The sequence below is a fragment of the Aeromicrobium sp. genome, from assembly GCF_014378035.1.
Lineage (GTDB): Bacteria > Actinomycetota > Actinomycetes > Propionibacteriales > Nocardioidaceae > Aeromicrobium.
Window position 1 is genome coordinate 1 of the sequence record NZ_JACMOM010000161.1, and the last position, 3805, is coordinate 3805.

The following is a 3805-nucleotide window of genomic DNA, read 5'->3' on the forward strand; positions in this document are numbered from 1 at the left end:
AGGTCCGTTGATGCGCCCTCGAAGTCTCGACGGACCAACGGCGCGGACCGCTCCAACCAGTCGTATCCCGCCGGTCGCCCGGAGGCGGTCGCCCCAACCTGCTCGTAGGTGAAGGGTGCCGCTCGCAGCATCGCGGTCGGCTGCGCCGGAAGTTCGCCTACTGCCATGGGGACATCATCGAGGACCGGCGCCCGCACGTCGGCATGTGAGGGCAGATCACCCGCGCCCGTAGGCGCTGGGTGGCGCGGCTTCGATCATGGCCGTAGCTAAGGACCCCCAGTGCGTACGAGCGGGAGGTCTCCTACGTCGGGGGTGTTGCGACCCCCACCACGTGTACGGGGTACCGGCACAAGGTGTTGCCCTGAACCCGGCCGGCCGCGAACTTCCCCACCCACACCTGTCGTTTGAGCGGCATGCTGTTCGTCGTAAAGGTGGAGCGGACGCAGAGTCCGCCGCGGCGGTAAGGAGCAGCCATGACCGGGTACCTCATCTTCTTCAACCAGCAGTGGGTCGGCGACCACGACGAGGAGTGGTTCCGCGGTCGCGGACCAACATCACGGGCGGTCGTCGAGGACATGAAGGCCGAGGGTGTGCTGGTGTTCGCCGGCGGGCTCGTGGAGGAGCTCGACCAGGCGTTCAGCGCTGACGACACCAGCGGCACGCTGACCTTCGCCGACGGGCCCTTTGCTGAGTCCAAGGAGTGGCTGGGTGGGTTCACGGTCATCGACGTGGAGACTGAGGAGCAGGCCCGCTACTGGGGCGGGCGGGTCGCGGAGGGATGCGGCTGGCCGCAGGAGATCCGCCCGATCATGGGCGGCTCAATGCGAGGCTGATGCCGGGTCGGCACTGCCCGTGTCCCCGGGGTGCGACCCGACGGGTGGCGACGGCATAAGCCACATCTCCGAGGCGGCGATAAGACGCAATACCCCGAGGCGAAGCGTGCTCGGGGGCGGGCCGACCACCGGCGGCTGAGTGTCGTGGGGTCGGTGTCCGCGCCTGCCGATCGGGTGCTGTGGGCGACGTAGTCAGTCGAGGCGGAGTACAGGTTCCCACCCCCTCGCTGCGGCTAACGGTCGGCTCAGTCCAGCGGGGCGTCGACCCAGCCGACAAACCGGCTGCCAATGCCCAGGATTTCCTCACGGTGGTTGCCGCGGAGCGGACGCGGTAGGTCGGAGTGCTGATGGGAGTCGCAACTGACGTACGTGAACGTCGGCCACCACTTCTTCGGCCGGGCTTTCTCCGCAAACCCGCAGACATTGCACACCAGATCGACCCAAACCAGCTTCTTGCCGGTCCGGTTGGCACGGGACTGGACCAGCCACGGCGGCGGGCTGCCCTCGATCTCACCCAGTTGTGCTTCGGTGAGCTTCGTGGGCAGGCCGTGCCGGGTGGCCATCTCTAGGGGGATGTTCAAGCGTTGGGCAGCGTCGCGTCGGGTGAGCATCGCGCTCAACGATAGTCGGTGCCGCTTGCAGGATATTTCTCGGAGTTGCTACACGTAGACAGGTCTGGGTTGCTGCGCGACGATCGACCGCCGAGGCTGGGATGAACCGCTTGCCGCATACGACCGCGACTGACAGACGTATGCAAAGTTCTACCTCAAACACCTCGCCGAGTGTCGCCCGTTGCGACGAGCGGCCGACTCCTGAGCCACAGAAGTTCGACACGTGGCTCAAAACGCACGACGTCAGGAAGTCTTGACCCAAGATGCCGCGCGCACCTCAGATTCGGGGGACCGACATGATGGCTGTGCTCCGAGGGCCACAAAGGCGGCGGCTCGTTCAACGTCGAGCGTGTAGGACATTCTGCGAGTGACGCCCCAAGATCTGGTCCCTCTTGCTCGTGACGTCCAACGCTCGCCATACCGATGGCCCGCGCCCCCCGACGCTGCCAGCACTCAAATTGCCGGAGCCGGTACCTGTGCGGGAAAGCACGCATTGCTCGCTCGCAATTTGCTCGCGGCGGGGCTGGAAGCGGCACCGCTTCTGGTCGTCGGACGCCTGGCTCCACAGCTGTGGCCTGATCTGGCCCGCGCTGCCGGTGACCTCGTCGAGGTCCACGAATGCTTGACGGTGCTCACGCCGTGGGTAGGGCCCCTCACGGTCGACGTCACCTGGCACCCATCAGCAGTTGAGGCGGGACTCCCGGGACTGACTCAAGACTGGGATGGATGTCGCGACATCGAAGTCGCCACCTCCACCGGTCGCGAGCAGAACCCGCGTCGCATCCAGGAAATCCTCGATCTCCACCCTCGTTTGCGGTTCGTGCTTATCGGCGAATCCGGGACGGATCCTCCCGATCTACATCCGCGAGGTCCGGCGCGACCTGGGCGATGGTCGGGTGGAGGAGGTCTCAGACACCTGACCGAGGACGTGCCCCTCGTGCTCTCGGCCAACACCGACGCGTACACCGGCACGCGGTCGCACTCGGCCTCCTCTGAGAGTCATCCGGGGCTGGGGTCGGCAGAGCGTTGGGCCGTACGTGGCGATGACGCGGCGACGCACCAGCTGGTGCCGGGGCGCTCGGGAGGTGGCGAGAGCGTGGTGAGCGGGATCCCGCTCACCACGCGCCCATCGATCAGCTCAGAACTCCGACATCTTGTCCCAGCCGTCGCGGTCCGCGGCGTCGATGTAGAGGATGTCGGGGCGCTCGGCGATGTACTGCTTCGCGTCGCCGTCGACCCCTTGCTGGAAGTGTTCCGAGTTGACGTGCGCCTCGCCGGCCGCGGCGTCGTCGAAGGCCTCGATCGTCAGGATCGTGTCGGGGTCGTCGACGCTGCGGTAGTGCTCGTACCACTTGTTGCCCGGCTCGGCGCGGGTCGCGTCGGTGTAGGCCTGGCTCGCCGCGAGGTAGGCGTCCGCGGTGCCGGGCTTGAGCTTCTTCTTGACGGTGATGTAGATCAAGGCTCTCCTCGTTCGGGTGGGGGTGGCGCCGTCACCCGCCTGGATCTCCGGTGGGCGACACGCTTGGTTCACTCTCCCACGGTCAGCAGGTCGTCACCTGGACGGCATCGCACGCCAGCTCACCCGTCTCGCCAAACCCCAACTTCTCCAGGACCCGCCGCGCCGCGCGGTTCCAGCCCGTACACGTGCCCACAGCGTCCCCATCGGTCACCCACACGCTGCGCGTACGCATCTGCTTTCGGCACGTCCGCTCCTACTTGCTGAACGCGTCATCCGCCGGCCCTTGGACTCGCGTCATACCACCGCAAGTAGTCCTTCCTCTGCGCGGCCATTGCGCTTATCTGGGGCGGTAGGCGTCGCGCCTGTGCTCGATTCTGAGGACCACGACTTCCCGCTCGACCTCGTTGATCCGGTACAGCACTCGATAGGTGCCTCGGCGAGCGGCGAAGATACCCGCCAGGTCGCCGCGCAGCTGTTTGCCGACTCGCTGAGGATTCTCGACCAGGGCGCCGATCAGAAACTCGATGACAGCCGCCGCCACACTCTCGGGCAGGCCAGAACGGATAGCCCGGGTCGCCGGAGGGGTCAGCACCAGCTCGTAGACACTGTCGCTCACGACCGCAAAGCGCGCACGGCCTCGGCGCCGCGAACGACGTCACCGGCGGCATAGGACGCGTCTGCCTCGCGGATGTCGGCCAGCGCGCGGGGATCGCTGAGGACCGCGAGCGTCTCTTCCAGCTCCTCCAAGTCGGCTGGGCTGATGATCACGGCCACGGGCCGCCCGTTGCGCGTCACGGTGACGCGCTCGTGCTCGTGTTCGACGCGGTCGACGACGTCACTGAAGTGGTTACGCACATCGCGCAGAGGCTCAACAGACATGGACACAATTGTGGCGCCTGTCG

5 protein-coding genes are annotated in these 3805 nt (G+C 66.6%); 1 reads left to right on the top strand and 4 read right to left on the bottom strand.

The features are described from left to right. Positions 1-473: 473 nt before the first annotated feature. Entirely contained in the window at positions 474-833 is a 360-nt protein-coding gene (locus H7290_RS08315; protein ID WP_290513550.1) for a YciI family protein, read from the top strand. Between the two features lie 245 nt (positions 834-1078). Here H7290_RS08315 and H7290_RS08320 read toward each other — a convergent pair whose 3' ends face one another. The 4 genes from H7290_RS08320 to H7290_RS08335 all read right to left on the bottom strand — a co-directional run bounded on the left by H7290_RS08320 (position 1079) and on the right by H7290_RS08335 (position 3782). After that, positions 1079-1453 carry a hypothetical protein gene (locus tag H7290_RS08320; RefSeq protein WP_290513551.1) on the bottom strand — a complete coding sequence of 125 codons (375 nt, stop codon included), beginning with the start codon at positions 1451-1453 and terminating at the stop codon, positions 1079-1081. Between the two features lie 1129 nt (positions 1454-2582). Continuing rightward, a complete protein-coding gene (locus H7290_RS08325) occupies positions 2583-2903 on the bottom strand; it encodes a putative quinol monooxygenase (protein WP_290513552.1) in 321 nt (106 codons plus the stop codon). Positions 2904-3240: 337 nt separating this feature from the next. Then, the gene (locus tag H7290_RS08330; protein WP_290513553.1) at positions 3241-3519 is read right to left on the bottom strand and encodes a type II toxin-antitoxin system RelE/ParE family toxin; all 279 of its coding nucleotides are present in this window, start codon (positions 3517-3519) and stop codon (positions 3241-3243) included. Continuing rightward, on the bottom strand, positions 3516-3782 hold the full coding sequence (locus H7290_RS08335) for a type II toxin-antitoxin system Phd/YefM family antitoxin (RefSeq protein WP_290513554.1): 267 nt from the start codon (positions 3780-3782) through the stop codon (positions 3516-3518). Before H7290_RS08335 ends, H7290_RS08330 begins: the two co-directional genes overlap by 4 nt. Positions 3783-3805 lie beyond the last annotated feature (23 nt).

Excerpts from the sequence above, each read along its gene's own strand:
- H7290_RS08315 (WP_290513550.1), top strand. The coding sequence starts at position 474 with ATGACCGGGTACCTCATCTTCTTCAACCAGCAGTGGGTCGGCGACCAC.
- H7290_RS08335 (WP_290513554.1), bottom strand. The coding sequence starts at position 3,782 with ATGTCTGTTGAGCCTCTGCGCGATGTGCGTAACCACTTCAGTGACGTC.